Raw genomic sequence first — 227 nt, 5'->3', positions numbered from 1 at the left:
ATCAATTTACAAAGCTGAACGGTCTGGACAGTCCAAGAAAGCAAGGCATCTTCAAAGACTCCTAAGTAAGTCCTATTTCGCGAAGCTCTTGGCGGTAAGGAAAGTAACCCAATATAATCAGGGTAAAAAGACAGCCGGAGTAGATGGAGAAAAATCTCTGAATCCAGAACAACGGCATGAATTAGCCCAAAAACTAGGGAAGAAATCCAAAGCCCGCGCCTTACGCA

Annotated in this window: 1 protein-coding gene; it reads left to right on the top strand. The window is 44.1% G+C overall.

Annotated features, from left to right (window positions below):
* Positions 1–227: reverse transcriptase N-terminal domain-containing protein (locus tag LKK83_RS16600; RefSeq protein ID WP_324632344.1), on the top strand; the 227-nt coding region annotated here is incomplete at both ends.

The sequence above is a fragment of the Phormidium sp. CCY1219 genome (assembly GCF_035615515.1).
In the GTDB taxonomy this organism is placed as follows: domain Bacteria; phylum Cyanobacteriota; class Cyanobacteriia; order Cyanobacteriales; family Laspinemataceae; genus CCY1219.
The sequence above is the reverse complement of the archived record's forward strand: the minus strand, read 5'-3'. Positions and strand labels throughout refer to the sequence as shown.